Annotated in this window: 25 protein-coding genes; 16 read left to right on the top strand and 9 right to left on the bottom strand. The window is 39.4% G+C overall.

Going from position 1 to position 24,844, the window contains the following annotated elements:
- Positions 1–9: 9 nt before the first annotated feature.
- From QT16_RS10320 to QT16_RS10295, 6 genes are all read right to left on the bottom strand, one after another.
- Entirely contained in the window at positions 10–1,104 is a 1,095-nt protein-coding gene (locus tag QT16_RS10320) for a PQQ-dependent sugar dehydrogenase (RefSeq protein ID WP_024605067.1), read from the bottom strand.
- Between the two features lie 29 nt (positions 1,105–1,133).
- Positions 1,134–3,023 (bottom strand): DNA topoisomerase IV subunit B, encoded by a 1,890-nt coding sequence (gene parE / locus QT16_RS10315; RefSeq protein ID WP_002961961.1) that lies wholly within the window; start codon positions 3,021–3,023, stop codon positions 1,134–1,136.
- Positions 3,024–3,130: 107 nt separating this feature from the next.
- Complete coding sequence (locus tag QT16_RS10310; protein ID WP_002961960.1) at positions 3,131–3,691, bottom strand: YqiA/YcfP family alpha/beta fold hydrolase; 561 nt, start codon at positions 3,689–3,691, stop codon at positions 3,131–3,133.
- A complete protein-coding gene (locus QT16_RS10305; protein WP_039488325.1) occupies positions 3,676–4,461 on the bottom strand; it encodes a metallophosphoesterase in 786 nt (261 codons plus the stop codon). Before QT16_RS10305 ends, QT16_RS10310 begins: the two co-directional genes overlap by 16 nt.
- Positions 4,448–4,906 (bottom strand): DUF1249 domain-containing protein, encoded by a 459-nt coding sequence (locus QT16_RS10300; RefSeq protein ID WP_039488324.1) that lies wholly within the window; start codon positions 4,904–4,906, stop codon positions 4,448–4,450. The genes QT16_RS10305 and QT16_RS10300 overlap by 14 nt, the downstream gene beginning before the upstream one ends.
- 26 nt (positions 4,907–4,932) lie before the next feature.
- Positions 4,933–5,559, bottom strand: a complete 627-nt coding sequence (locus QT16_RS10295) for an NUDIX domain-containing protein (protein WP_039488323.1) — start codon at positions 5,557–5,559, stop codon at positions 4,933–4,935.
- A 151-nt stretch (positions 5,560–5,710) separates the two neighbouring features.
- Here QT16_RS10295 and tolC point away from each other — a divergent pair, with 151 nt between their 5' ends.
- The 3 genes from tolC (at position 5,711) to QT16_RS10280 (ending at position 8,721) form a co-directional block, all read left to right on the top strand.
- The gene (tolC, locus tag QT16_RS10290; RefSeq protein WP_002961956.1) at positions 5,711–7,066 is read left to right on the top strand and encodes an outer membrane channel protein TolC; all 1,356 of its coding nucleotides are present in this window, start codon (positions 5,711–5,713) and stop codon (positions 7,064–7,066) included.
- Between the two features lie 111 nt (positions 7,067–7,177).
- Positions 7,178–8,107, top strand: a complete 930-nt coding sequence (lpxL, locus tag QT16_RS10285; protein ID WP_002961955.1) for an LpxL/LpxP family Kdo(2)-lipid IV(A) lauroyl/palmitoleoyl acyltransferase — start codon at positions 7,178–7,180, stop codon at positions 8,105–8,107.
- 41 nt (positions 8,108–8,148) lie between these two features.
- Positions 8,149–8,721, top strand: a complete 573-nt coding sequence (locus tag QT16_RS10280; protein WP_039488322.1) for a toxin co-regulated pilus biosynthesis Q family protein — start codon at positions 8,149–8,151, stop codon at positions 8,719–8,721.
- 56 nt (positions 8,722–8,777) lie between these two features.
- Here QT16_RS10280 and glnE read toward each other — a convergent pair whose 3' ends face one another.
- Positions 8,778–11,573 (bottom strand): bifunctional [glutamate--ammonia ligase]-adenylyl-L-tyrosine phosphorylase/[glutamate--ammonia-ligase] adenylyltransferase, encoded by a 2,796-nt coding sequence (glnE, locus tag QT16_RS10275; protein WP_039488321.1) that lies wholly within the window; start codon positions 11,571–11,573, stop codon positions 8,778–8,780.
- 77 nt (positions 11,574–11,650) lie between these two features.
- On the opposite strand from glnE, the gene QT16_RS10270 reads away from it, so the two are divergent.
- The 6 genes from QT16_RS10270 (at position 11,651) to ruvX (ending at position 16,078) form a co-directional block, all read left to right on the top strand.
- Entirely contained in the window at positions 11,651–12,544 is an 894-nt protein-coding gene (locus QT16_RS10270; protein WP_039488320.1) for a DUF350 domain-containing protein, read from the top strand.
- Positions 12,545–12,608: 64 nt separating this feature from the next.
- Positions 12,609–13,109: a hypothetical protein gene (locus tag QT16_RS10265; RefSeq protein WP_082007357.1), complete on the top strand. Its 501-nt coding sequence runs from the start codon at positions 12,609–12,611 to the stop codon at positions 13,107–13,109.
- Between the two features lie 69 nt (positions 13,110–13,178).
- Entirely contained in the window at positions 13,179–13,913 is a 735-nt protein-coding gene (gene rsmE / locus QT16_RS10260; protein ID WP_002961950.1) for a 16S rRNA (uracil(1498)-N(3))-methyltransferase, read from the top strand.
- A gap of 54 nt (positions 13,914–13,967) precedes the next feature.
- Entirely contained in the window at positions 13,968–14,918 is a 951-nt protein-coding gene (gshB, locus tag QT16_RS10255; protein ID WP_039488319.1) for a glutathione synthase, read from the top strand.
- A gap of 115 nt (positions 14,919–15,033) precedes the next feature.
- The gene (locus tag QT16_RS10250; protein WP_002961948.1) at positions 15,034–15,591 is read left to right on the top strand and encodes a YqgE/AlgH family protein; all 558 of its coding nucleotides are present in this window, start codon (positions 15,034–15,036) and stop codon (positions 15,589–15,591) included.
- Between the two features lie 37 nt (positions 15,592–15,628).
- Positions 15,629–16,078 (top strand): Holliday junction resolvase RuvX, encoded by a 450-nt coding sequence (gene ruvX, locus QT16_RS10245; protein ID WP_002961947.1) that lies wholly within the window; start codon positions 15,629–15,631, stop codon positions 16,076–16,078.
- Positions 16,079–16,315: 237 nt separating this feature from the next.
- On the opposite strand, the gene QT16_RS10240 is transcribed toward ruvX, so the two are convergent.
- A complete protein-coding gene (locus QT16_RS10240; protein ID WP_002961946.1) occupies positions 16,316–17,452 on the bottom strand; it encodes a PilT/PilU family type 4a pilus ATPase in 1,137 nt (378 codons plus the stop codon).
- Between the two features lie 9 nt (positions 17,453–17,461).
- Positions 17,462–18,502, bottom strand: a complete 1,041-nt coding sequence (locus QT16_RS10235; protein ID WP_039488318.1) for a type IV pilus twitching motility protein PilT — start codon at positions 18,500–18,502, stop codon at positions 17,462–17,464.
- A gap of 2 nt (positions 18,503–18,504) precedes the next feature.
- Between QT16_RS10235 and QT16_RS10230 the strand changes: the two genes are divergently transcribed.
- The 7 genes from QT16_RS10230 to QT16_RS10200 all read left to right on the top strand — a co-directional run bounded on the left by QT16_RS10230 (position 18,505) and on the right by QT16_RS10200 (position 24,774).
- The gene (locus QT16_RS10230) at positions 18,505–19,218 is read left to right on the top strand and encodes a YggS family pyridoxal phosphate-dependent enzyme (RefSeq protein WP_039488317.1); all 714 of its coding nucleotides are present in this window, start codon (positions 18,505–18,507) and stop codon (positions 19,216–19,218) included.
- Positions 19,219–19,235: 17 nt separating this feature from the next.
- A complete protein-coding gene (gene proC, locus QT16_RS10225; protein ID WP_039488316.1) occupies positions 19,236–20,057 on the top strand; it encodes a pyrroline-5-carboxylate reductase in 822 nt (273 codons plus the stop codon).
- A gap of 27 nt (positions 20,058–20,084) precedes the next feature.
- Positions 20,085–20,618: a YggT family protein gene (locus QT16_RS10220; RefSeq protein ID WP_002962568.1), complete on the top strand. Its 534-nt coding sequence runs from the start codon at positions 20,085–20,087 to the stop codon at positions 20,616–20,618.
- A 60-nt stretch (positions 20,619–20,678) separates the two neighbouring features.
- Positions 20,679–21,122, top strand: a complete 444-nt coding sequence (locus QT16_RS10215; RefSeq protein ID WP_039488315.1) for a DUF4426 domain-containing protein — start codon at positions 20,679–20,681, stop codon at positions 21,120–21,122.
- Positions 21,123–21,126: 4 nt separating this feature from the next.
- Positions 21,127–21,726, top strand: a complete 600-nt coding sequence (locus QT16_RS10210; RefSeq protein ID WP_039488314.1) for an XTP/dITP diphosphatase — start codon at positions 21,127–21,129, stop codon at positions 21,724–21,726.
- Positions 21,723–22,859 carry a radical SAM family heme chaperone HemW gene (hemW, locus tag QT16_RS10205; protein WP_039488313.1) on the top strand — a complete coding sequence of 379 codons (1,137 nt, stop codon included), beginning with the start codon at positions 21,723–21,725 and terminating at the stop codon, positions 22,857–22,859. The genes QT16_RS10210 and hemW overlap by 4 nt, the downstream gene beginning before the upstream one ends.
- 79 nt (positions 22,860–22,938) lie before the next feature.
- Positions 22,939–24,774 (top strand): DUF885 domain-containing protein, encoded by a 1,836-nt coding sequence (locus tag QT16_RS10200; protein ID WP_039488312.1) that lies wholly within the window; start codon positions 22,939–22,941, stop codon positions 24,772–24,774.
- Positions 24,775–24,844 lie beyond the last annotated feature (70 nt).

Here is a 24,844-nt window from a genome sequence, read left to right as displayed (position 1 = left end):
AAAGCTTACCTAGTTTTTCTTATAGCTTACACGGTAGATTACATTGGCGTAATCATCGCTTACTAACAGACTGCCGTCACCTAATTCTGCAAATGCAACAGGGCGTCCAAATGTTGTTTCGTCTTTCATAAAGCCAGTAATAAATGGCGTATATTTAGTTACGCGACCTACTTCGATTGTTGCAAGGCCTACTTTATAGCCTGACTTTTTAGAACGGTTCCATGAGCCATGTTCAGCAACAAATAATTGTTGCTTATAACTTGCTGGAAATTGCTTACCGTTATAAAAATGAATACCTAGTGGTGCTACATGCGCTGGAAGTGCAAGTGCTGGCGACGTGTAATCGGCAATGTTTTTACCTTCACCAAACTCTGGGTCGATAATTGCACCGGCATGAACATATGGAAAGCCAAAATGCTCACCTTCTTGCGTTGCACGGTTTAACTCATCAGGTGGAATATCATCGCCCATCATGTCGCGACCGTTATCACTAAACCATAAAGCTTGAGTAGCAGGATGAAAATCAAAACCCACTGTGTTTCTAACGCCTTTAGCTATTGTTTTTATTTGTTTTGTTTCTACATTAAGCGCAAAAATACGACCAAAACGCTCATCCTCAGCACAAATATTACACGGTACACCCACCGGAATGATTAATTCTCCCGTTGGTGCAAAACGTAAAAATTTCCAACCATGATGACGCTCACTTGGTAGTTTGTTGTAGACCACATCAAATTTTGGATCTTTTAATTGGGTATCAATATTTTTAAAGCGAATAATACGATGCACTTCGCCTACATATAAATCGCCATCTTTAATTGCTATGCCAGAGGGCATGTTTAAGCCTTTAGCCACAACAATTTTTTTATCTGCTACGCCGTCGCTATTGTGATCAATAAGCGCATATACGTTGCCCGCTTTACGAGAGCCAACATACACAATACCTTTTTTTGAAACGGCTATTTGACGTGCATTTTCTACATCATTTGCAAATAAACTAATTTCAAACCCAGGTGCTACGGTGAGCTTATCAAGTATATTTTTAGCCATTGCAGGAGCGCTAGTCAGCCCAAGTAACAGCAAACTTCCTAGTAATTTTTTCATTCGTCTCTCCTAGTGTTAGGCACAAGCAATTAAACGAGCGCCTTGTTACCATGATCTTCTAACCATTGACGACGATCAGGCGATCGTTTTTTAGCAAGTAGCATATCCATCATTTCCATGGTTTCTACTTCTTCATCAAGCGTAAGCTGCACTAAGCGTCGTGTATTAGGATCCATAGTGGTTTCACGAAGCTGTAACGGATTCATTTCACCCAGACCTTTGAATCGTTGTACGTTTACTTTTCCGCGTTTTTTCTCGGCTTCTATGCGCGCCAAAATAGCGGTTTTTTCTTCTTCATCTAGGGCGTAATAAACTTCTTTGCCAATATCTATTCTAAATAATGGTGGCATTGCAACATACACATGCCCTGTTTTTACTAACTCTGGAAAATGACGAACAAACAGTGCACATAACAGTGTTGCAATGTGTAATCCATCCGAGTCAGCATCGGCCAGTATACAAATCTTATTGTAACGCAGTCCCGACATATCTGTTGATTCTGGGTCAATACCCAGTGCCACTGAAATATCATGTACTTCTTGTGATGCTAGTATTTGCCCCGACTCTACTTCCCACGTATTTAAAATTTTACCACGTAGCGGCATAATTGCCTGAAATTCACGGTCTCGCGCTTGTTTAGCAGAACCACCAGCAGAATCACCTTCCACTAAAAACAGCTCGGTTCGGTCATTATCGGCAGCACTACAATCGGTCAATTTACCTGGTAATGCAGGGCCTGCAGTAACTCGTTTACGTACAACTTTTTTAGCTGCACGCAAACGGCTTTGCGCGTTTGAAATACATAACTCAGCTAATAATTCTGCAGTATCGGTATGTTCATTTAGCCATAAACTAAACGAATCTTTTACAACACCCGATACAAATGCAGCACATGAACGTGATGAAAGTTTTTCTTTGGTTTGCCCTGCAAATTGTGGATCTTGCATTTTAACCGACAATACGTAACTACAACGCTCCCAAATATCATCCGGTGTTAGCTTTACGCCACGAGGTAGTAAATTTCTAAACTCACAAAACTCTCGCATTGCTTCAAGCAAGCCTTGGCGCAGACCATTTACATGTGTACCACCTTGCGCAGTAGGAATTAAGTTTACGTAGCTTTCCGCTATTGATTCGCCACCTTCAGGTAGCCATACAACAGCCCAATCAGCGCCTTCAATTGAGCTTTTAAATTCACCAACAAATGGGTCTTGCGGTAATGTTTCAAACCCTTTAACGGCTTCAATTAGGTAATCTTTTAAGCCAGTTTCGTAAAACCATTCTTTGGTTTCTTTTGTTTGCTTATTAACAAACTTAATACGCAGTCCTGGGCATAAAACCGCTTTGGCTTTTAATAAATGATTAAGCTTGGTAATTGAGTAGTTTGGTGAATCAAAGTAGCTAACATCAGCCCAAAAACGAACGGTGGTACCTGTATTGCGCTTACCTACAGTACCAATTACGCTCAAATCTTCTACTTTATCGCCATTTTCAAATGCCATTCTGTATTGTTGAGCGTCGCGCCTTACGGTTACTTCTACACGTGTAGATAACGCATTTACTACAGAGATACCTACACCGTGTAAACCACCTGAAAATTGGTAGTTTTTATTAGAAAACTTACCACCGGCGTGTAACTTAGTGAAGATTAGTTCAACCCCAGGGATACCTTCCTCAGGGTGAATATCAATAGGCATACCACGTCCGTCATCGCTCACTTCGAGCGAGTTATCTTCGTGGAGAATTACGTCGATACGAGTAGCGTGGCCCGCCATAGCTTCATCGACACTGTTATCGATAACCTCTTGGCCTAAATGGTTTGGGCGTACGGTATCGGTGTACATCCCTGGGCGTCGTTTTACCGGATCTAATCCATTAAGTACTTCAATGGCTTCGGCGTTATAATTTTGATCACTCATAGTTTTTGTCTTTATATCCGCTAAGGCTCTAATACGTTTACTAGTTTTATTGTTATATGCGCTAAAGCGTTAATATAGTAACTAACCTCAGTTCAGGCTAACTAGTTTTACGTGATTTTAAGAAAATCTACAATACTTGCAAAGGTGCGTTCAAATTCAACGTAGCTATGATCGCCACCAAACTCTATCAATTGCTTGCATTGCGAATAATATTTTACTGCGTGTTGAAAGTTCAACACTTCATCGCCTGTTTGCTGTAATAAATACAGTAACTCAGGATGTGCTAATTTATCTACAGCGAGTAATTTCAGCGCCTCAATATGACTGTTATTTAAATCGTAATGATAATCTTGATACGGATTATAATTAGGCCCAAGTAACGACTGTAATAAATTATAAGGTGCGACCGCGGGATTAATGACCACTGCAGGAATTTGATAACGCTGCGATAAATACGTGGCAAAAAAACCACCTAACGAGCTACCTAATAAAACGGTATCTGGCGTTAGTAATTGTTCAAGCTCAATTATAGCTTGTAGGGGCTCGTGGTTTAAGTTCGGTACACAATAATCAACGTCATAGTTTGCCATAAGCTCACCAAAGCGCACAGCTTTATATGATTTTTGTGAACTATTAAAGCCATGAATATAAATTACGCGTTTAGCCATACCACTTCCGTTTTTACTTCAACTTTATCTTTTTTACTCTTTATATTTAGCATTCTGTAAGCAGGCCCTGCATTTTTTTGCTCCCACTTTGGAGTGTATTTTACAAACTGTACTGAACTGGCAGGACTTGCATAAATAGGCAAGCCTCTAAAATTTTGTTCATAATCGTTGTGTACATGACCATGAAAAAGCGCAGATACATTATTACTATTAACTAAAATATTTAAAAGCTGTGGACCATTTTCTAATAAGTGCTTATCAAGATAGCCATTTATTGGCAGCGGATTATGATGGCAAAAGATAACTTTACTATTATTCGAGTTGACTAAAGTATCAGTTATTTCATCTAAATGCGCGCCAGTAACCCATCCTGCGGGCGTGGGCCCTTTAGAATTAATAAGAAGCAGCTCAACCCCGTTAGCAATAATATGTTTAGCCGAATTTATTTTTCCGCCACTTATGCGATTAAGCATTACTAGTTCATCATGATTACCTGGTACCCAAAATACAGGGCAAGTGATGTCACTGTCATTTATAAGTTCACTAAATAATAAGTACGATTCGAAACTATGGTCTTGTGTTAAATCACCACCAAAAATTACGCAATCTACTGGCAGCTCAGCGATGTGCGCCAAAGCTTTTTCAAAATGAGCTGCAGTATTTACATTAAAATATTCACCCTTTTTATCTGCAAATAAATGGCTGTCGGTAATATGCGCAATGCACAAAGATGATTTATCAAATGTATATGTATCATCAAACCAAGCCATTATTTACATCCCAATTTAATGTTGCTTGCCCGTGCTCTACACAGGCCACTAACCAGTCGTATAAAAAAGCATTAAGTTGATACTTTTCATCTTTTTGATGCATTTTAGGGTTGGGGTATCCGTACGATGGTTTTATGCGTTGATGGTAATCATGATGAATAATTTCAGCTACTTTCGCATCGTGATACAAACGCACCGTTAAATACAGCGGCGCTATCCCTTTAACCATTCCTGTTAGCTGCTTAATTGAAATATCCATAGTGTATTTTGCGCTGCCATCAATTTTTGTAGCAAATTCACTGTTGCCAAGTTTTACTTCACGAATGCTTCCTATATTGCGCTCGCTCGGTAACAACTTTAATAGTCGCACATAGTTATGCTCACAAAGTGTTAAATACTTTGGGAGGCTTTGAATATATCGATTTGTTGCTAATTGTGCTGTCAAAGTTCCGCCATAATATTAGTAAGAGTTTATGCCCATTTACTTGCCATTTTTTCGCGATTTAGCGCAAGCCACTGCATACAAATAACCGTTGCCGCATTATCCATTTCACCGTTATTGAGGCGCATTAGCGCATCATCAACCGATAAAATATGAGTTTTTATATCCTCGCCTTCAGTTTCAAGACCATATACACCTGATTTCACTTGGCTTAAATCAGCACGCGCTAAATATAAATGTAAGCGCTCAGTTGTACCACCAGGGCTTGATAGATATGAAAGCATAAATTCAAGCTCGGTTAATTCAAGCCCAGCTTCTTCATACGCTTCTTTTTTTACAACTGATTCGTAATCCTTACTGCCGTCAGTCATTCCGGCTATACATTCTAGTAGCCACGGCGAGTGCTTACTTTTAATAGCGCCAATACGTATTTGCTCAATTAAAAGAACAGTATCTGATATTGGGTCATAAGGGAGTACTGCAATTGCATCGCCACGTTCTAATATTTCTCGGCTAATTAGCTCTGATTTTCCACCCGCAAAAAGAGCATGTTCAAACTGGTATAAATCAACCTGAAAAAAACCTTTATAAAGGTTTTTTATTGGCTTTAAATTTACATCTTTATGTGTAAATTGAACGAGCTTTTTATCAACCACGTGCCTACCTCCTACTTATCTAAAGCTTTAAAATGCGTTAATATATTCTGTTACACTTGAACATACTGTTTTACTAATTATTTTTTTTGTTATGCAGTAAAACAGGTTAACATGCTTTTAGTACAAAAATTGTCTAAGGACCGAACCCCACATGAAAAAGAACATTCTTGCGGCGCTAGTTAGTTTATCATGCGCACTAGGTGCAACAGCAGTGAAAGCTGAAGATTTACTACAAGTTTTTGAAATAGCAACAGCTAACGATCCTACTGTTTTAAAAGCAAAAGCCCAAGCCGATGCGCAGTCTTACCAAAGCGATTTGGCGATGAGTGCACTATTACCTCAAATTGGTTTAACTATGGGTTATACGAAAAGCGATGCAACGTCGTACCAAAGCGTTGGCGACTTATCTAACCAAGTTAAAGTTGAAAGTGACACAGACCAATTCTCTCGTGGTGTAAGTTTAAGCCAAACATTATTTGATCTAGGTGCTTGGAACACTTTAGATATTGCCGATAAGCAAGCTTTACAAGCAAGCGGCCTATATGATGCAGCTAAACAAAATTTAATTGTACGCGTTGCTGAAGGTTATTTTAACGTATTAAGTGCCAGTGATAACCTTGAATTTGTCGAAGCTGAAAAACGTGCCATTGCACGTCAACTTGAGCAAACAAAACAACGTTATGCAGTAGGTTTAACAGCTATAACAGACGTACACGAAGCACAAGCTCAGTTTGATAACTCAGTAGCCCAAGAAATTATTGCCAGTAATGCTGTAGAAACTGCACGCGAGCAACTTCGTGAGATAACTGGTAAATATCACGAAAAATTAGACTTTTTAAATACAGATACTTTCTCAACAACTAAGCCAACTAAGCGCTCAAGTGACTTTGTTAAAGTAGCTGAAGATAAAAATATCAACTTACAAGTCTCTAAAGTAACGGTTGATATTGCAAAAGATCAAATTGAATTAGCAAAAGCAGGTCATTATCCAAAACTAACTCTAAGTGCAAGTTATGGTGACTCTCTTACAGACACTCAAATAAATGGCGCTAATTTTGATGACCAACCGCGTTCAGACTCAAGTTCTGTTGGGCTTAACTTTAGCGTACCTTTATACTCAGGTGGCGCAACGGTTGCTGCAACAAACCAAGCGCGTGCGTTTTACGTATCAGCGAGCCAAGATTATGAAACAAATTACCGCGCAGTCACTCGCACAGTAATTACATCTTATAATCAAGTTGTTTCAGATATTGCGACTTACAAAGCGCTAGAGCAAGCGGTTGTTTCAGCTCAAAGTGCCCTTAAAGCAACTGAAGCCGGTTTTGAAGTAGGTACTCGTACCATTGTTGACGTACTAGTGAGTACGCAAAATTTATACGATGCAAAACGTAACCTTGCTGATGTGCGCTACCGTTATGTGTTATCTACCCTTCGCTTAAAACAAGCTGCGGGTACACTAACAAGTGAAGATTTAGTTGCTATAAACCAAGGTTTAAAATCAGCTTAACTTTTACAGCTAAACATAATATAGATTTATTCAAAGCCAGCATGTAGCTGGCTTTTTGTATTTTATAGCGCTTAGCGTTAAACTATCGTTTTTATTCTCAGAGAGATTTTTGTGGTCACCTCATCTCCTTTTAAAGCATCTTTTTTAGGCCCTCGATACTGGCTAACGTGGGTTGGCGTTTTATTTTTATACTTAATTTCTTGGCTACCACAAAAGCTACAGCTGGCAATGGGTAAGCAACTTGGCCGCTTAGTCCATAAATTTATGAAGCGCCGTCGCCATATTGCAGAAGTAAATATTAAGCTGTGTTTTCCTGATATGAGCGAAGCAGATCAAAAAGACCTTGTACTCAAAAATATGGAAAACACCGGCATTGCAATGGTTGAGACTGGTATGGCTTGGTGGTGGCCGCAGTGGCGAGTAAAAAGTGTATATGGCTCAATCAAAGGTTTGGAGCACTTTGAGCGCGTTCAAGCATCTGGTAAAGGTGTTTTATTACTTGTACCTCATATTCTGCATCTTGAAATGGCGAGTCGTGTAATGGGATTAAAATGCCAAGGTTTAGGCTTTTACCGCCCTCACAACAACGCTCTAATGGAATACTTTACAACTAATGGCCGCCTTCGTTCTAACGAATACCTAATTGGCCGAAAAGATGTAAAAGGCTTACTAAAATCATTAAAAAACAAAAAAGTATGCTATTACTTACCTGACCAAGATTACGGACGTAACCGCTGTGAGTTTGTGCCATTTTACGCCGTCCCTGACACTGCAACGACAACAGGTACTCTTATGTTTGCTGGCAGTAAAAACTGCGAAACTATGAGCTTAATCTCGCGTCGTGACGAAAATGGAAAGTATCATTTAGAGGTAGTACCTGAGCTTGAAAACTTCCCAAGTGGTGATGATAAGGCTGATGTAACACGGGTAAATCAACGCATGGAACAATCTGTTAATGCCGCTCCAGAGCAATACATGTGGCTACACCGTCGCTTTAAAACTCGACCGGATAAAAATACCCCTTCTTTTTACAAAAAGTAATGGTATAACAATAATAGGAACAAATAAGGTGGGTAATAATCATGTGGTTTTGGATTAGACATTTATCATTTGCAGCCGTGCTAATAGCACTCGCCGTATACTTTTTAGTGGGTGATAGTTCTGTATTTGATATTAAAAAATCTAAAAATGCAGCCGCCGAAGGATTATCACGCTTTTACTCCTCCATTCGTAACCAAGTAAAAAGTAATAAAGAACGAGAGCAATTTGTTTTAAAACTTAAAACACCAGAACAAACCTTAGATAGAGTATTGGCTGAACGTGCGCGAACAGTAGATCCAATGCCTACAAATTGGACTGGAGAAGTTGAACCTAGGCGCTTTGAAAATGGCACAACTCTTAAAGATGTACTTAATCAATATGCTAAAAACGAGGGGATTGAGCTCTACTGGTACTTAAGTAAAGATTACGTAGTTAAAGATCATTTTAGAGTAGACAGTAACTTTACTTCAGCACTGTACCAAATTGGACGCGCTATAAATGATGACTTTGAGCATGAGGTTTATACTTACTTTTGCCATAAACAAAGAGCAGCGGTTATTACCGAGTTACCATCAGAATTTGTACGTACAAACTGTTTAAAACTAAAGGTTTAAGGGTTTACACATACAAAAACCCAAGCAAGCGCTTGGGTTTTTCAATTCAATTCAATTCAATTCAATTCAAAAATACTATTCCAAATATTAGTTACGTTAGTAATATCTTGTAAAAACGTTTCTCGCGGGATCAATTTACCTTTTTGCTCCAAGCTCAACACGTGATAACACGAGCGGTAATCAATATACGCTTTTATCAACTGCTGCTTTTGCTCTTTAGTAATACAACCTATATTTGCCGCATCCGTTAATATTCTTACGTTATCTGAGTAAACTGTAAGCTGTTCAAACTCGTTTGCGTGTTTAAGTACTAAATATTGCGTAATAAACTCAATATCAGCCATACCACCAACATCTTGTTTTAAATCAAATTGATCAATATTTCCCTTCGCTAGATGGTCGCGCATTTTTTCGCGCATTTTTATTACATCAGCTTTTAGCACGGTATCATCGCGTGGCTGGCAAAGTATATTTTTACGAATTTGTGAAAAACGATCTATCAGATCGTTTTGACCTAAAATTAATCGAGCCCGAACAAGTGCTTGATGCTCCCACGTCCATGCTTGAGTTTGCTGATAGTGATTAAAGCTCTCTAAATTGATAGCCAATAAACCAGAGGCTCCTTCAGGACGTAATCGCGTATCAAGCTCGTATAAAATGCCCGATGCAGTACGGGTATTAAATAAATGCATTAAGCGCTGAGCGAGCTTTAAATAAAACTGACGAGAATCTATCGGTTTTTCACCATTAGTAAGGCTTGAGCCATCATGATTATGCACAAACACCAAATCTAGATCTGAGTCGTACCCGACTTCTAAACCACCTGTTTTACCATATGCAATAACAGCAAAACCTTTATTTTCATCATCTGTGCCAGGGGGCATACCAAAGCGCTTAACAGTGTTATGCCATGCAATATTAACAGCTTGGTCAACAATCGCCTCAGCCAGTACGGTTAAATGATCGCTTACTTTCATTACGTCAAGAACACCGGTTGCATCGGCGGCAGCAATTCGTAATTGATGCGTTTGCTTAAATTGCCTAAGCGACTCCATTTGCAGTTCTAAATCGTCATGCTCTATTCGTAAAAAATACTGTCTTATTTCATCTTTATACGCAGTGAGCGGGGTTGGCTTATAAAGAACTGCGGGGTCTATTAGTTCATCAAGTAATATGGGGTAGCGAGAAATATGCTCGCCTATCCATTTGCTATGACAACACAGTAAAACAAGTTGCTTTAATGCACCTTGGTTTTCGTAAAGCAATTCTAAATAGGCAGTACGCGAAATTATCTTATTAAAAATTTGGCAAACCATTGTGAAGGCTGCTGCACTGGCATTAAAGTCATTTAATTGATTTAGTAAAACGGGCATTAACTTATCAAGAGTGTCACGCCCTCGGTTACCTATATTTACCTTAGACAGCCTTAATTTAAAATCGTTAAGGGGTGCTTGCCATTCATCTCTGGCTTCTTTTAAAAAGCTCACATCACCATGATCCCAAGCACTAATAAATGCGCCTTCACAGGTATCAAGTGGCACGGTTTCCTCGCCAATCACAAGTGCAAACTCACCGTTAACTTGTTTCATCACCTTTTCTATAGTGTTTAAAGTGGCAGAAAAATCAGCTTGTTCTAATAATAAATTTAAGCGTTGCTGATTCAATTCATCATCGGGGAGTGTTTGCGTTTGCTGATCGTCAAATATTTGAAGGTACTGCTCAACTTTACGTAAATAAAGGTAATTGCGCCTCAGCTCGCTTGCTTCTTGCTCATCTATAACTTGGTTAAGTGCCAACTCATTTAATGCTTTGAGTAAAGATTGGGTTTGTAAATTAGCCTCTCGCCCACCTCTTACCATTTGCAGGGCTTGCACTATAAATTCAACTTCACGAATACCACCAGCGCCTAGTTTTATATTATTAGTTAAGCGTTTACGGCGAACCTCTTGTGCAATCATTAACTTCATTTTACGCAAGGATTCAATCACCGAAAAATCAATATACCGGCGGTAAACAAACGGCTTTAAAAGCTTAATAAATTCATCCCAATATTTATTAGGGGTGCCAATTAAGCGCCCTTTTAACATGGCGTAGCGTTCCCAGTCGCGCCCTTGTTCTTGGTAGTAATCTTCAATGGCATTAAAGCTCATAACCAAAGGGCCGCTTTCGCCAAACGGACGTAAGCGCATATCAACTCTAAATACCTGCCCATCACCGGTGGCTTGGTTAAGTGCTGCAATCAGTTTTTGTGCAACTTTGGTATAAAATACTTGGGCCTCAAGGCTTCTGCGGCCACCTTGGGTTTTTGTGCTGCGCGGATACGCAAAAATAAGATCAATATCAGAGGAATAATTTAGCTCCTGTCCGCCAAGCTTCCCCATCCCCAATACCATTAGCGGCATTGCTTGGTTTTGCTCATCAAGCGGTTCACCATTTACTTTTGCCACCTGTGCATGCGCCCATTGGTTGGCGCTATTAATTAACATGTCAGCCAGTTGGCTTATGTAATTAATACTATCGGCAATGGGGTTGTTACAGCATAAATCTAAAAAGGCGACTTTAAGCCAGTACTTTTCACGATATTGACGAAGTACTTTATGACACTGTGCTTCATCAAGGTCAGCTAAATTCAGGTTTTTAAAAGGAGAATCTATTACTCTATTTTGTATTTCGTCTTTGCATAATAGCCAGGTATTTAAATCAGGTTGTGACTCTAAACTGCGCCAAGCAAAGTCGCTTAATGCTAATAACCTTACAACTTCACTTTGTTTACTTTGCTGCGGGTATAACTGTTCAAAGCGCATCAAGCCAAGTTTTTGTAATTGAATAGGAAGTTGCTTTACGTTACTCATCAATCCTCTCTTTTATATCATCAATAACCGTACTAGAATGATTAAAACCTAGAAAGGTTAACTTAATTAGGATCACCATGTCATATTTGTCTTTATCTAACACTAGTTTTATTGCGATTGCCATTAGTTTTGCGGTTATTTGCATAACTATTTTTTGTTTACGAGTTGTCACTCAAATCAAAGCAAAACAAGCGCTTAAAGATGAGTTAGCGCAACACGACAACTTTGCCATGGGTATTAGTTTTGCATCTGAAATATCAGTCGTTATAGCCACTATAGCCTTTTTATTTGACGAAATAAGCGTAAGCACGGCACAGTCAAACCCGTTAAAAGTGTTAATTATTATTGTTCTCTTATTCACTTTTATAAAAGTGGGCCATTTAATTCACAGAAAATGGATACTCCACAGGTTTAATGAAGAAGCTGCCATACTAAAACAAAATGTATGTGCTGCATTGGTAGACTCAGGAATGTTAATCGCTAACTGTATTATTGCACTGGGCTTGTACACGTGGACCCACACGCAAGGGTTTAGCAACTTACTTATTGCTTGCGTTAGCTTTTTTACACTCCAGGGGATGTTTGCACTTGATAGCAAAATACGAGAACACCGTTTTGCAAAAGCAAACCAAGGTGCGTCACTACAAAGTAACTTTAACCTAGAAAATACATCTATTGGTATAAGATATGCTGGAAAATCAATTGGCTTAGCGTTGGCTGTATATGCTGGTTTATCTAGCGCAGCATTTCAAAACGGTAAAATGGTTGAAAACATATTTACACTTGTAATGCATTGCGGTGTAATGTGGATACTACTTTACAGCTTAACGTATGTGATAAAAATTATCTCTTTACCAAATATTGATACGGCTCTTGAAATAGACCATCAAGATAATATTGGGGTAGCATGCATAGAATTTGCTGTTTTTTGTGCTATAGGTTATTTACTTATTAGTATGTTTTCTCTTTAGACCTTTTTACTGAAAATACAGCAATTAAAACGTCTGCATTTAAGTAATAATGGTAATTACTTAGATGCAACAAGGTCCTAGCTCTATGCCACCTGAAATAACGAACTATTTGTTAATTGACATAGACAACGAATTTAGCCGCGCATTTGCCGAATACTATGTAAATAGTAATGGCATAACAAAAGCGAGTACACTTATTGCTGCAGGGAGTAATACCCGCCAATTAGTAAAAATGATGTTTGACGAGCTTATTAAAGACTATAGTTATTGCGATCTTGAAAACGAAATAAGCGTTTCTGAGTTAATTAATTATTTAAAAGATCATCACGATTTACACGGAGTCCTTTTCAATAGCACCGATTATTTACTCGCAAGTGATAAGCAGCGCTTTATTTATAACTCCTTACATGAAGAACGCTTTTTAATAAATCTTGATGATACAGGCTATACACTAAGCCGGGTTACCGATGAGACGTTAACGGAACCTTCGCAAAATCATCACGATATAGCGCACACCCCACAAGATTTAATAGATCTCGCCGAACAACTTAATAAAAATAAATAATTGCGCACAGCCCCCAGCTTACTTACCATAGCAATATATATTTTTACGCTATGTAGTAAGTGACGCCCTATGCGAGTTCCTCATATTTATCAAACATCGAGTATTGCCCTAAACACCCCTGTAACTTTAGATGACGATGCTGCAGGGCATATTGGCAGAGTGCTGCGCATGAAAGTAGGCGAGCATGTATCTATTTTTAATGGCGAAGGTGGCGAATACCTTAGTGAAATAATTGAGGTAACAAAAAAAACCGTCGTCGTGATGCCATTAGAACTTAATCCTCATGATGTAGAGTCTCCGCTTAAAATTCATTTAGGCCAGTGTGTATCCCGTGGTGATAAAATGGATTTTACAATTCAAAAGTCAGTTGAACTGGGCATTACCGAAATTACCCCTATTTTTAGTCAGCGCTGTGGTGTAAAACTAATGGGCGATCGTCTTGAGAAAAAACACCAACAATGGCAAAAAATTGCAATTGCCGCGGCTGAGCAGTCAGGGCGTAATTTTGTGCCAATTATTCACCCACCTATAGATTTAAAACAATGGCTTGCACAACAAACCGATGCAATTAAGCTCACTCTTCACCCTCGTGCTGAGCACAGCATTAAAACCATTACGGTACCTAAAGATGGCGTACGCTTTTTAGTAGGCCCAGAAGGTGGCTTTACCGACGATGAAATGGCACTAACCAAACAACTAGAATTTGTAGATATTCGCTTAGGCCCGCGCGTTTTACGAACGGAAACAGCCGCTTTAACGGTCTTAAGTGCATTACAACTTCAATTTGGCGATTTAGCTAATTGAAATAACTAAAAGCACCCTCATATAAACAGTAACATTTATAGTAAGGCACAGCGCATGGCAATTAAGTTAGGTATTATTTCTGATCCTATTAGTGGATTTAACATCAAAAAAGACACCGGTTTTGCAATGATGATGCAAGCGCAAGAACGTGGCTACGAAATTTATTATATGGAGATGGACGATTTATCTCTTCGTAAAGGTAAGTCGTACGCTACAGCGTCTAAAGCGCAAGTGTTTAATAATGCAGAAAAATGGTATGAGCTTGAAGAAGAAACCACTATAGCCCTTGCCGATCTTGACGTAATTTTAATGCGTAAAGACCCTCCTTTTGATACTGAATACATTTACGCGACGTATATTTTAGAGCGGGCTGAACAAGAAGGTACGTTAATAATTAACAAGCCACAAAGCCTTCGCGATGCTAACGAAAAGCTATTTACAGCATGGTTTAGCGAACATACGCCAGACACACTTGTTACACGTAGCCAAAAACAAATTCGTGAATTTTTAGCACAGCATAAAGACATTATTTTAAAACCGCTTGATGGCATGGGTGGCGCATCTATTTTTCGCATTAGAGAAGACGATGCCAACATTGGTGTAATTTGTGAAACGTTAACCGAGCACGGTAGCCGCTTCGCAATGGTGCAAAATTACATTCCAGAGATCAAACAAGGCGATAAGCGCGTACTAGTAGTTGATGGCGAAGTTATTCCATATTGTTTAGCGCGTATACCGCAAAATGGTGAAACACGCGGTAATTTGGCTGCAGGCGGTCGAGGCGAAGCTCGTCCACTTAGCGAATCAGATTTAAAAATAGCGCAAGCTGTTGCACCAACGCTCAAAGAAAAAGGCTTAATATTTGTAGGTTTAGATATTATTGGCGATAAATTAACTGAAATTAACGTAACTGCACCAACGTGCGTACGCGAAATTGAAGCTGCTTATGATATTTCTATCACAGGTATTTTATTTGATGCGATTGAGCGTAAATTAGGTAAGTAATTACCACAATAAAAAGCCCATTAGTTTAAGCCTTTCATGCAATTAATGGGCTTTTTATGTCAATTTAAATAACTATGCCATACTCAAAGTTCATTAACTAAAAAGGGTGAAATCTATGCAGTCATTAGAAAATCATTTTTTAATCGCGATGCCGTCAATGCAAGACCCTTTTTTTAAACGTGCTGTTACCTATATTTGTGAGCACAATGAAGATGGGGCTATGGGTTTGGTAATAAACCAACCTATTGATGTTACTGTTGGCGAACTTTTAGATAAAATAGAAATTGATAACGACAAAACGCAAAACGCAGCAAAAGTAAGTGTGTTTGCAGGTGGGCCCGTTAAAACTGACCGTGGTTTTGTACTGCACTCTCCCCAATCGGGTTATTCAGCAAGTCAGAAACTCAGTAGCGATATTATGATCACTACCTCAAAAGACGTTTTAGCAAACTTAACCACTGCACAAGCACCAGAGCAGTTTATTATTACACTTGGTTATTCAGGGTGGGAGCAAGGACAACTCGAACAAGAGTTACTTGATAACAGCTGGTTGATCATAGAAGCCGATCCGAAGATCATTTTTGATACCCCCGTTGAAAAACGATGGGAAAAAGCAGTTTCAATGTTGGGCTTTGATATTAGCCAACTTAGCCCTGAAGCTGGTCACGCATAATAGTAACTAACCCTTAGCAAACTTAAACAAGATACACATGACAAAAAAATCGCTTAAGCCGCAAGGCGAACGCACTGTAATGGGCTTTGACTTTGGCACCAAAAGTATTGGTATTGCTATTGGGCAAGAGTTAACCGGCAGTGCGTCTAGCCTTAAGGCTGTAAAAGCACAAGATGGCATTCCTAATTGGGACCATATCGCCGTACAAGTAGCCGAGTGGCAGCCTGACTTAATGGTTGTTGGTTTACCACTGAATATGGATGGAACATCACAAGAGGTTACTTTTAAAGCAAAAAAGTTTGCCAACAGATTGCATAATCATTATGGCATTCCTGTGCAAACACAGGATGAGCGTTTAACAACAGCGGATGCTAAAGCGCGACTTTTTGAAAGTGGCGGCTATAAAAACTTAGGTAAAGGTAACGTAGATAATATGTCTGCGGTTATTATTTTAGAAAGCTTTTTTGAGTCTAGTTACGGCGAATAAGCTGGCTATATAATACCAATCTGCTTATATATGGGGTCTATTTAACGTTAAGAAAATTACGCTAGAACTAGGCAAAAGTTTTTATATCTAGTTGTTCTAAATAAAAAACTTTTAACGAGGTTATAGTGCAATTTAATTCGTTAAATTGATCAAAGATTTATGCAGGTTGGTATAAATAACCCTTTATACAAATAAAAAAAGCGCCAATTGGCGCTTTTTCATTAATTACTTTTTAAATTATTGATCGCTATTTTTATCATCAAGGCCATCAATAGTAACGCCCTGTAAAAAGCCCGCACCTTGTTGTTCGTTATTGCGCAGTTTTATCATTAAGCGTAAATCATTTGGCGAGTCAGCATGGTGCAGTGCATCAGCGTAGTTAATTCGCTGCTGTCTGTACAACTCAAATAACGCTTGGTCAAAGGTTTGCATGCCCATTTCTTTCGACTTAGCCATTGCCTCTTTAATTCCGCCAATATCACCATTTTTAATCAGTTCAGCGACCATTGGTGAGTTAAGCAATATTTCAATAGCTGCAACACGGCTTTCACCATCAGCAGTCGGTACTAATTGCTGAGCAACAATGGCGCGTAAGTTAAGTGCTAAGTCGTACTTAAGCTTATCGTGTTTTTCTTTTGGTACTAAATGCATAATACGGTCAATCGCTTGGTTCGCATTATTAGCATGTAGTGTTGCAACACACAGGTGTCCGGTTTCAGCAAAGCTTAGGGCGTATTCCATGGTTTCTTGCGATCGAATTTCACCAATCAAAATAACATCTGGAGCTTGGCGTAATGAGCTTTTAAGTGCCGACTCAAAGCTTTCTGTATCAAGCCCTACTTCGCGCTGAGTAATAATACTTTTACGATGCTCATGAACAAATTCAATCGGATCTTCAATGGTCAGTATATGACCTCGTTGATTACGGTTTCGATAACCAATAAGTGCAGCTAGTGAGGTCGATTTACCCGTACCTGTACCACCTACAAACAAGACAAGACCGCGTTTAGACATAATTACATCTGTCAGCGTAGACGGCAGACCTAAATCACTCACATCAGGAATTTGCGTCACAATACGGCGAATAACCATACCTGCTCTATCGCGCTGCCAAAAAGCAGAAATACGAAAACGCCCTTCGTCGGTAGCAATCGCAAAGTTACATTCTTTCGTTGTATGAAACTCTGCTTTTTGCTTTTCGCTCATTGCAGATTCTACTAACTCAAGCGATTGCTCATCAGTCAGTCTATCGTCACTGAGAGCTATTAGCTCGCCGTTTATTTTTGCACTTACAGGTAACTGACTCGATACAAATAGGTCAGAACCCTTTTTCTCAATCATTATGAGTAAAAAGTCGTTTAAAGATAAAGCCATAATAATTTCTTACCCACCAAATTGTGTTTTGTCTTGCGCTTTTTCTTTCGCTGCCGCATTTGTAACAATACCGTGATTAACTAAATTAGTTAAACACTGATCCATTGTTTGCATGCCCACAGACGCACCGGTTTGAATAGACGAATACATTTGTGCAATTTTATCTTCACGAATTAAGTTACGAATAGCAGGAACTGCAATCATAATTTCGTGTGCTGCAACTCGCCCACCACCAATTTTTTTAAGCAGTGTTTGTGAAATTACCGCACGTAAAGATTCAGATAACATTGAGCGCACCATAGCTTTTTCTTCACCTGGGAATACATCAATAATACGGTCAATAGTTTTTGGTGCAGATGTTGTATGTAGCGTGCCAAACACTAAGTGACCCGTTTCGGCAGCAGTCATTGCAAGACGAATTGTTTCTAAATCACGTAACTCACCCACAAGTATTACATCAGGGTCTTCACGCAATGCACTACGTAGCGCGTTTGAAAAGCTATGTGTATCGCGGTGAACTTCACGTTGGTTAATTAAACTTAATTTATTATCGTGAACAAACTCGATTGGATCTTCTATTGTTAGAATATGGTGATGTTTATTTTGATTTATATAATCGACCATAGCGGCAAGTGTTGTTGATTTACCAGAACCCGTTGGGCCTGTTACTAACACGAGTCCACGTGGGGTATCAGAGATTGTTTTAAAAATATCTGGCGCGCCTAAATCATCAAGCGTTAACACTTCACTTGGTATAGTACGAAATACCGCAGCAGGCCCGCGATTAGAGTTAAACGCATTCACACGAAAACGTGCTAAATTAGGCACCTCAAACGAAAAATCCACTTCGAGATTTTGTTCGTAGTCCTTGCGTTGATTATCGTTCATAATATCGTAAACCAGACTGTTTACGTCTTTGTCTGCAAGGGCTGGTATATTAATGCGGCGAACATCACCGTCTACGCGTATCATAGGTGAAACACCCGACGATAAATGTAAATCGGATGCTTTGTGTTGCACACTAAACGCTAATAATTCGGTAATATCCATTTATGACTCCACAACTAACTGATAAATATATGGTTACAATAGCAGAACGACTCACATCCGCCTACGCTAGAATTGCAGACGCGGCAAAAAACACACAGCGAAACACTAACGAAGTTACTCTACTAGCAGTGTCTAAAACTAAACCAAGCGAAGATATTATTGCAGCTTATGAGCATGGTCAGCGCGAATTTGGTGAATCTTATGTTCAAGAGGCTATAGATAAAATAGCTCAACTACAGTCATATAGCGACATCATTTGGCATTTCATTGGCCCTATTCAATCAAATAAAAGTGCATTAGTAGCTGCTAACTTTGATTGGGTGCAAAGTGTTGATCGCATTAAAATAGCAAGGCGATTAGATTCACAGCGCCCAGACGATAAACCGCCTCTTAATATACTTATTCAAGTAAATATAAGTAATGAGGAAGCAAAGTCAGGTTGCCGCCGCGATGAAATAGATGAACTTGCCGATTATATTAACCAATGTGAGCACTTAACACTTCGAGGTTTAATGGCAATTCCCGCTAAAAGCAACAAACTGGATACGCAAATTCAATCTTTTGAGCAATTACAAACTTGCTTTGATAAACTAAAGACCCAATATCCTCAAGTAGATACTTTGTCGATGGGTATGAGTAACGATGTTGAAGCTGCCATTAGCGCAGGCTCAACCATGGTAAGGATCGGCACAGACATTTTTGGAACACGAACTTAAAAGGTGATAACAGATTTATGTCAGATAAAAAAATCGCATTTATAGGCACAGGTAATATGAGCTACGCCATTATTGGTGGCATGGTAAAAAACGGCTTTAACGCAAGTAACATAATTGCGACTAACCGCAACCAAGAAAAGCTTGAAAAGGTAGCATTTGATTTCAAGGTGCAAACCACCAGTGACAATAACGAAGCCCTGCGCGATGCTGATGTAATTGTTTTGTCTGTTAAACCACAAATGATGGGCGATTTATGTAAATCGTTTCAAGAGTCGGGCGTAGATTTTAGCGATAAACTGTTTATTTCTGTTGCTGCGGGCTTAACTGTAAAACGTTTGCGTGAAATGCTAGGCCAAGACGTTAAAATGGTACGTTGCATGCCAAACACGCCATCTTTATTAGGTCGCGGAGTATCAGGTTTATATGGTGCGGGCGAAACACCAAGCGAACACGAATTTGTACAACAAGTTTTTGAATGCACGGGCATTGTTGTATGGGTGGAAAAAGAGTCACAAATTAACGATATTATTGCTGTAACCGGCTCATCACCTGCTTACTTTTTCTTATTTATGGAAGCCATAGAAGAAAAAGCTAAAGCGCTGGGCTTTAACGATGAAGACGCTCGTCGCCTGGTACAACAAACAGCCCTTGGCGCCGCCGAAATGGCACTTAGCCAGCCTGATATTAGTATTTCGCAACTACGTTCAAACGTAACATCTAAAGGCGGTACTACTCACGCAGCTGTTGAGCACTTAAAAGACGAAGGCTTAACTAAAACCGTTGGCGATGCAATGGATGCGTGTATTGCGCGTGCAGAGCAAATGGAAAAAGAACTTTAAAACCACTTTTTTATTGAAGGTTACACTATGAATGCCATGCAATTTTTAATCAGTACCCTGTTTGATTTGTTTTTAATGGTGGTATTACTGCGCTTTTGGCTGCAGTGGGCAAAAGCCGACTTTTATAATCCAATGAGCCAGTTTGTGGTTAAAGCCACTTCGTTTGCGGTAAAACCACTGCGTAAAATCATTCCGGGGTTTGGCGGACTTGATCTAGCATCTCTGTTGCTGGCATTTATAGTGGCTGTAGCCAAAATTAGTACTTTAATGCTTGTTATATATAATGCGTGGGCAATACAGCCTGTGCTTATTCAAGCACTTATAACGGTACTAAAAGAAGGCCTTAATTTAGTATTTTGGGTACTTATTATTCGCGCTATTTTAAGTTGGGTTAGCCAAGGCTATAACCCTATAGAAGCGGTTTTCCACCAGCTTACTGAACCAATGCTAAAACCAATTCGTAAAATATTGCCATCAATGGGTGGCTTAGATTTATCAGTTTTAGTGCTTATTATTGGCATTCAGTTTTTGCAAATGCTGCTTATGGATTTTTTAGTCTAATATAGATTTTTTAATTAGAGGCCCAAAGGCCTCTTTTTTATATGTTTTGAGGAATACATAATGAACCGTTTAATTAAGTTTTGTTTTATTGCTTGTTTAGCATTTGCATTTAACGCGCAAAGCGAAGAAATGCAAGGCGCACAATACAAAGAGCTTGGCCCTTGGCAAGTCCATTACATCGCCTTTCCTTCTACTTTTATTCAGCCAAAAATAGCAAAAGCGTACAACCTTGAGCGCAGTGGCTACAAAGGGGTTGTAAACATTTCTATATTAAAAAATGATGCTAATAAAACAGCACAAACGGCAAAGCTTACAGGCACAGCTAAAAACCTACTTGGCAACAAACAAACGCTTACTTTTAAAGAAATAAAAGAAGGTGAGTCAATTTATTACCTTGCCCAAGTTGATTACACCAACGAAGAGATTTTACGCTTTGAGATTGAAATACAACAAAGTAATCAATTTCAAAAATTACAGTTTCAGCAAAAATTTTACGTAGATTAATAACATGACCAAAACTTTAGTACTTGCTACAGGTAACCCTGGCAAAGTAAAAGAGCTAGCTAACATGCTAAGCCCTTTGAATATTAATGTAGTTCCACAGAGCGATTTTAACGTAGGTGAAGTTGCCGAAACCGGCACTACCTTTGTTGAAAATGCCATTATTAAAGCGCGCCATGCCGCTAAAATTACTGGCATGCCAGCTATTGCCGATGACTCAGGTTTGGAAGTTGATGGCCTAAATGGCGCACCCGGTGTTTACTCAGCCCGTTTTGCAGGCCCAGGTGCCAGCGATCAAGATAACATTGATAAGTTACTTGTAGATTTAGGTGATAACCCTATTCGCAGTGCACGCTTTTGGTGTGTACTGGTGTTAATGCGCCACGCAGACGACCCTACTCCGCTTATTTGTAGTGCTAGTTGGGAGGGCGAAATTACGCTCACTCAAAATGGCAACGGTGGATTTGGTTACGATCCTGTGTTTTTTGTAGCAGAGAAAAATTGTACGAGTGCTGAGCTTACAAAAGAGCAAAAAAATGCAGTGAGTCATCGCGGACAAGCGCTGCAAAAATTATTACTAGAACTACAGCAAAAAGGCGGCCTGTGAACCTTCCACCACTGAGCTTATATGTGCACGTGCCTTGGTGCGTGCAAAAATGCCCGTACTGCGATTTTAATAGCCACGGACAAAAAGGTGATATACCTGAAGCTGAATATGTTCAACACTTAATTGATGACTTAAAAGCAGATTTGCACTTAGTGCAAGGACGTAAAATTCACAGCATTTTTATTGGTGGCGGCACTCCGAGCCTATTAACTGGTGCAGCTTATACCCGTTTATTAAATGAAGTCGACAACCTAATTGGGCTTGAAGAACACTGCGAAATAACCCTTGAAGCCAACCCTGGTACAGTAGAAACAGGTCGCTTTAAAGATTACGTAAAAGCAGGCATTAACCGTATTTCTATCGGTGTGCAAAGCATGCAAAACGACAAGTTAAAAGCACTTGGTCGGATTCATGGCAGCGACGAGGCAAACTATGCCGCGCAACAGGCTAAGGAAGCCCGTTTAAATAGCTTTAACCTTGATTTAATGCATGGCTTACCTGGGCAAACACTTGATGATGCTCTGAGTGATTTAAAACAAATAATAGCGCTCGATCCACCGCATATATCTTGGTATCAATTAACTATTGAACCCAATACTCAGTTTGCTTCAAAGCCCCCTACCTTGCCACAAGATGAAACACTGTGGGACATTCAAGAGCAAGGGGTCGAGTTACTCGCGCAAGCAGGTTACGTGCAATACGAAATATCGGGCTATGCAAAACCGGGCTATCAATGCCAACATAACTTAAATTATTGGCGCTTTGGCGATTATCTCGGTATTGGCTGCGGCGCACATGGTAAGGTTACTGATGCAAATACAGGGCTTATAACGCGTACCGAAAAGGTTAAACATCCACGCGGCTATATGGATTTAATTAAACCGTATATGTATAAAAGCTGGCATGTAGAGCAAGACGATTTAGCGTTTGAATTTTTTATGAATCGCTTTCGCCTTGTTGAGCCTTGCCCAATTAATGATTTTAATAAACTAACAACACTGCCGCTGCAAAGTCAGCAAAGTGCATTAAACCAAGCAATAAATAAAGGTTTATTGACTCAAACAGACAGCCATTGGCAGGTAACCTTAAAAGGTCATCGCTTTTTAAATGACCTGCTAGAATTGTTTGTGTAGCGCTAAGGCACTGCACAACAATATAAAACTAATAAATATAAATCACCCTAATGGGTTTCTAACAACAAAAGGGAAAACAATGCGTAAACTCACTTTTATTGCGGCCGCAGTAAGCGTTGCACTACTTGCTGGTTGCCAGCAAACAACACAACAATCTACTTCAGCCCCTATTGCACAAGCAGTTCAATCACAACAAAGTGAAATAGACAAAGCCAATGCATTTTTTGAAGATACATTTAACCGCGATGTAATGAGCAGCCCTGTATATCAAACATACATGGGGATTAAGCAAGATTACGATAAATGGGACGATGGCAGCGAAGAAAGAAAGCTCAAAGATTTAGCACAAACAAAAGCTGACCTAGTTGCATTAAAAGCAATTAATCGTGATTTATTAGATGATGCAACAAAAGTTAGCTACGACTTAAAAAAACAGGATCTTGAAAGCTCAATTGCTGACTTTAAATGGCGCTACCATAATTACCCTGTGAACCAAATGTTTGGTACGCATTCGATGATCCCTGCGTTTTTAATTAATCAGCACTCAATTAGTAATGTAAAAGAAGCTAAAGACTACATTTCACGCCTAAATGGTGTAACTGGTGTTATTGATCAGCTAATTACTGACTTAGAAACTCGTGCTGATAAGGGGATTATTGCTCCTAAATTTGTGTTCCCGCATGTTATTGATTCAAGCAAAAACATTATTCACGGTGCACCATTCGAAAAAGGCGATGATTCTACATTGCTTGCTGACTTTAAACGCAAAGTAACAGCGCTTGAAATTAGCCAAGACGAAAAAGACTCGTTAATCAGCGATGCATCAGATGCATTAAAATCGGCTGTTAAACCATCTTACTCTAAGCTAATTAATTACCTAGCGCAGCTTGAGAAACGTGCTGATGATCGCGATGGCGCATGGAAATTACCAGATGGCGAAGCGTTTTATAACAACGCACTTAAGCGCACTACAACAACAGATTTAACGGCTAAAGAAATTCATGCAATTGGTTTATCTGAAGTGACACGTATTCATGATGAAATGCGTGAAATTAAAGATAAAGTAGGCTTTAAAGGCGACTTAAAAGCGTTTATGCAGTTTATGAAAACTGACAAACAATTTTACTACCCTAATGATGCACAAGGTAAGCAACGCTACCTTGATGAAGCCACTGGACTTATTGATACAATGAAAACACGCTTAGATGAGTTATTCATTGTTAAACCAAAAGCTGATTTAAAAGTAAAAGCAGTTGAAGCATTCCGTGAAAAAGCAGCGGGCAAAGCATTTTACCAACAGCCAGCTCCAGATGGTTCACGCCCAGGTATTTACTACGCTAACCTTTATGACATGGAAGCTATGCCAACATATCAAATGGAAGCACTTGCTTACCACGAAGGTATTCCGGGTCACCACATGCAAATCGCTATTTCGCAAGAGCTAGAAGGCGTTCCTAAGTTCCGTAAATTTGGTGGCTACACAGCGTATATTGAAGGTTGGGGTTTATACTCAGAGTTCATTCCTAAAGAAATGGGCATGTACTCAGACCCTTACTCAGATTTTGGTCGTCTTTCAATGGAGCTATGGCGCGCATGTCGTCTAGTGGTTGATACGGGTATTCACGCGATGAAGTGGACTCGCCAAGAAGGTATTGATTACTACGTAAATAACACGCCTAATGCAACATCTGACGGTGTTAAAATGGTTGAGCGTCACATTGTAATGCCTTCACAAGCAACGGCTTATAAAGTGGGTATGCTTAAGATTTTAGAGCTTCGTGAAGACGCTAAAAAGCAACTGGGTGATAAGTTTGATATTCGTCAGTTCCACGACGTAGTGCTTAAAAATGGTCCTGTACCACTAAATGTACTAGAGAACTTTGTTAATGAATGGGTAGCAAGCAAAAAAGCTTAAAACCAATTTAAACAATTGCTTTAAATATGAAAGGTCGCATTTGCGGCCTTTTTTGTTTTATAGTAGTAAA

The sequence above is a fragment of the Pseudoalteromonas distincta genome (assembly GCF_000814675.1).
Classification (GTDB): Bacteria; Pseudomonadota; Gammaproteobacteria; order Enterobacterales; family Alteromonadaceae; genus Pseudoalteromonas; species Pseudoalteromonas distincta.
Note: the sequence above shows the minus strand (reverse complement) of the source record. Positions and strands in the feature narration are given on the sequence as shown.

Coding starts and splice junctions, on each gene's coding strand:
- QT16_RS10320 (WP_024605067.1), bottom strand. CDS start 1,104: ATGAAAAAATTACTAGGAAGTTTGCTGTTACTTGGGCTGACTAGCGCT.
- parE (WP_002961961.1), bottom strand. CDS start 3,023: ATGAGTGATCAAAATTATAACGCCGAAGCCATTGAAGTACTTAATGGA.
- QT16_RS10310 (WP_002961960.1), bottom strand. CDS start 3,691: ATGGCTAAACGCGTAATTTATATTCATGGCTTTAATAGTTCACAAAAA.
- QT16_RS10305 (WP_039488325.1), bottom strand. CDS start 4,461: ATGGCTTGGTTTGATGATACATATACATTTGATAAATCATCTTTGTGC.
- tolC (WP_002961956.1), top strand. CDS start 5,711: ATGAAAAAGAACATTCTTGCGGCGCTAGTTAGTTTATCATGCGCACTA.
- QT16_RS10280 (WP_039488322.1), top strand. CDS start 8,149: ATGTGGTTTTGGATTAGACATTTATCATTTGCAGCCGTGCTAATAGCA.
- glnE (WP_039488321.1), bottom strand. CDS start 11,573: ATGAGTAACGTAAAGCAACTTCCTATTCAATTACAAAAACTTGGCTTG.
- QT16_RS10270 (WP_039488320.1), top strand. CDS start 11,651: ATGTCATATTTGTCTTTATCTAACACTAGTTTTATTGCGATTGCCATT.
- QT16_RS10265 (WP_082007357.1), top strand. CDS start 12,609: ATGCAACAAGGTCCTAGCTCTATGCCACCTGAAATAACGAACTATTTG.
- rsmE (WP_002961950.1), top strand. CDS start 13,179: ATGCGAGTTCCTCATATTTATCAAACATCGAGTATTGCCCTAAACACC.
- gshB (WP_039488319.1), top strand. CDS start 13,968: ATGGCAATTAAGTTAGGTATTATTTCTGATCCTATTAGTGGATTTAAC.
- QT16_RS10250 (WP_002961948.1), top strand. CDS start 15,034: ATGCAGTCATTAGAAAATCATTTTTTAATCGCGATGCCGTCAATGCAA.
- ruvX (WP_002961947.1), top strand. CDS start 15,629: ATGACAAAAAAATCGCTTAAGCCGCAAGGCGAACGCACTGTAATGGGC.
- QT16_RS10240 (WP_002961946.1), bottom strand. CDS start 17,452: ATGGCTTTATCTTTAAACGACTTTTTACTCATAATGATTGAGAAAAAG.
- QT16_RS10235 (WP_039488318.1), bottom strand. CDS start 18,502: ATGGATATTACCGAATTATTAGCGTTTAGTGTGCAACACAAAGCATCC.
- QT16_RS10230 (WP_039488317.1), top strand. CDS start 18,505: ATGACTCCACAACTAACTGATAAATATATGGTTACAATAGCAGAACGA.
- proC (WP_039488316.1), top strand. CDS start 19,236: ATGTCAGATAAAAAAATCGCATTTATAGGCACAGGTAATATGAGCTAC.
- QT16_RS10220 (WP_002962568.1), top strand. CDS start 20,085: ATGAATGCCATGCAATTTTTAATCAGTACCCTGTTTGATTTGTTTTTA.
- QT16_RS10215 (WP_039488315.1), top strand. CDS start 20,679: ATGAACCGTTTAATTAAGTTTTGTTTTATTGCTTGTTTAGCATTTGCA.
- QT16_RS10210 (WP_039488314.1), top strand. CDS start 21,127: ATGACCAAAACTTTAGTACTTGCTACAGGTAACCCTGGCAAAGTAAAA.
- QT16_RS10200 (WP_039488312.1), top strand. CDS start 22,939: ATGCGTAAACTCACTTTTATTGCGGCCGCAGTAAGCGTTGCACTACTT.